The 2,469-nt window shown below is 62.8% G+C and carries 2 protein-coding genes; both read right to left on the minus strand.

Annotation, left to right across the window (positions count from 1 at the left end):
- Positions 1-63 precede the first annotated feature (63 nt).
- On the minus strand, positions 64-849 hold the full coding sequence (istB, locus tag NG900_RS26475) for an IS21-like element helper ATPase IstB (protein WP_252685360.1): 786 nt from the start codon (positions 847-849) through the stop codon (positions 64-66).
- On the minus strand, positions 839-2,365 hold the full coding sequence (gene istA / locus NG900_RS26480) for an IS21 family transposase (protein ID WP_252685362.1): 1,527 nt from the start codon (positions 2,363-2,365) through the stop codon (positions 839-841). The genes istB and istA overlap by 11 nt, the downstream gene beginning before the upstream one ends.
- Positions 2,366-2,469: the final 104 nt, after the last annotated feature.

The following is a 2,469-nucleotide window of genomic DNA, read 5'->3' on the forward strand; positions in this document are numbered from 1 at the left end:
TGTTGATTTGCACCGAATTCTGACCCAGGATTTGCATCGAAAACTGACCCACCCCAAAGGCTGTTAGGTGTCGCTTTGTGCGGGTTGTTTGGCGGTGCGTTTCTCCTTCTTGGGCTGGGTGGTGCTGTGCTTGAAACGATAGCTATCGTTGCCGGTTTCAACAATGTGGCAGTGGTGCGTGAGGCGGTCCAATAGCGCGGTGGTCATCTTGGCGTCCCCGAAGATGCTCGACCATTCGCCGAAGCTCAGGTTGGTGGTGATGATGAGGCTGGTGCGCTCGTAGAGCTTGCTGATCAGGTGGAACAGCAGTGCACCGCCGGTCTGGCTGAACGGCAGATAGCCCAGTTCATCGAGGATCACCAGGTCGGCATACATGAGTCGCGTGGCCAGATGGCCCGGCTTGCCGGAGACCTTCTCCAACTCCAATGCGTTGACCAACTCCACGGTCGAGAAGAAGCGCACTCGACGGTGATGATGCTCCACCGCTTGCACGCCGATGGCGGTGCCGAGATGGGTCTTGCCGGTCCCCGGGCCGCCGACCAGCACGATGTTGTGCGCCGACTCCAGGAACTCGCAGCGGTGAAGCTGCCGCACCAGCGCCTCGTTGGCCTCGCTGCAACTGAAGTCGAAGCCGGTCAGGTCGCGGTAGGCCGGGAAGCGCGCCACCTTCATCTGATAGGCCAGCGAGCGCACCTCGCGCTCGGTGAGTTCCGCCTTGAGCAGACGCGACAGGATGGCTACGGCCGACTGGTAGGCTGGCGAGTCCTGCGCCGCCAAGTCTCCCAACGCTTGCGCCATGCCATGCAGCTTCAATGACTTCAGCATCTCCACCATGGCTTTATGCTGCATGATGCACCTCCCGGTTACGCAGTCGGTCATAGCGGCCGACGTTGGCCTGCGGTTCGACGTGCAGTGCCAGCGCCTGCGGCGAGGTGATCGGCGCCACGGGCTTGCCTTCGAGCAAGCGACTGAGGATGTTCAGGATGGTTTGCTTGGATGCGGCACCGGCCTCCAGCGCCAGCTCGACTGCGGTCAGCACAGCTTGCTCGTCGTGCAACAGTACTAGCGCCAGGATCTCGACCATCTCGCGATCGCCACCGGGTCGCTTGAGCAATGTGGATTGCAGCCGGCGGAAGCCCTCAGGCAGTTCGGCGAACGGCGCACCATTGCGCAAGGCCCCCGGCTTGCGCTGCAGCACCGCGAGGTAGTGGTGCCAGTCATAGATGGTGCGCCCTGGCTGATGACTGCGGTCGATGTGCCGTACATGCTCGGCGATCACTTGGCCCTCGGCGACGAACACGAGCCGATTGGCATAGACGCGCAGACTGACGGGCCGGTTCGCAAACGACGCCGGCACGCTGTAGCGATTGCGCTCGAAGGTCACCAGGCAGGTTGGTGAGACGCGTTTGGTGTGCTCGACAAAGCCATCGAACGGCTGCCCCACCGGCATCAAGTGCGGCCGCTCCAGCGACCAGGCTTCCCAGAGGGTCATGTCCAGCTCAGGATGGCGGGTCTGCTGCCACAACCGCACACACTGGTCGGCCAGCCAGTCATTGAGCGCCGCCAGAGAGCCGAATGCAGGGATGCGCTGCCAGATGCGGTGACGGCTGTCCTGCACGTTCTTCTCGATCTGCCCCTTCTCCCAGCCCGAGGCCGGGTTACAGAACTCGGCGTCGAACAGGTAGTGGCTGACCATGGTGCTGAAGCGCAAGTTGACGTCACGCGACTTGCCCTGGCGCACGCGATCCACGGCGGTCTTCATGTTGTCGTAGATGCCGCGGCGCGGAATGCCGCCCCACGCCACAAAGGCGTGGTGATGGGCATCGAACAGCATCTCGTGAGTCTGCAGCAGATACGCGCGCAGGAAGAAAGCGCGGCTGTGGCTGAGCTTGAACTGGGCCACCTGCAGCTTGGTTCGCTCGCCTGCGATGACCGCCCAGTCCTCGCTCCAATCGAACTGGAAGGCCTCGCCCTCAGCAAAGCGCAGCGGGATAAAGGTGCCGCGGCCCGACGAGCGCGCTTGTTCCTGTTGCTCCTGGCGCCAGCGGCGGGCGAACGCCGCGACGCGGTCATAGGAGCCGGTGAATCCAAGTGCACACAGATCGACGTGGATCTGCTTGAGCGTGCGCCGTTGCTTGCGCGGCTTGTTGGCCTCGGTCTTGAGCCAGGCGGCGAGCTTGGCGGCATGACCGTCGAGCTTGCTTGGGCTCTGCCGTGCAGGATAGGCCGGTGCGGTGACGTCAGCGCGCAGATAGCGCCTGACCGTGTTCCTGGAGATGCCCAGGCGCCTGGCGATCTCGCGCAGCGGGATCTGGTCGCGAAGATGCCAGCGTCGAATGATGCTCAGTATGGCCACGTCGATCACTCCGAACTCCCGCTCCTTGCCGAGCGGGACAGTGTTCTATACGTGGGTCAACATTCGATGCAAAAACCTACCTCGGATGGGTCAGGATTCGGTGCAAATCAACA

Origin of the sequence: Ralstonia soli (genome assembly GCF_023955655.1) — a bacterium.
Classification (GTDB): Bacteria; Pseudomonadota; Gammaproteobacteria; order Burkholderiales; family Burkholderiaceae; genus Ralstonia; species Ralstonia soli.

Coding starts and splice junctions, on each gene's coding strand:
- istB (WP_252685360.1), bottom strand. CDS start 849: ATGCAGCATAAAGCCATGGTGGAGATGCTGAAGTCATTGAAGCTGCAT.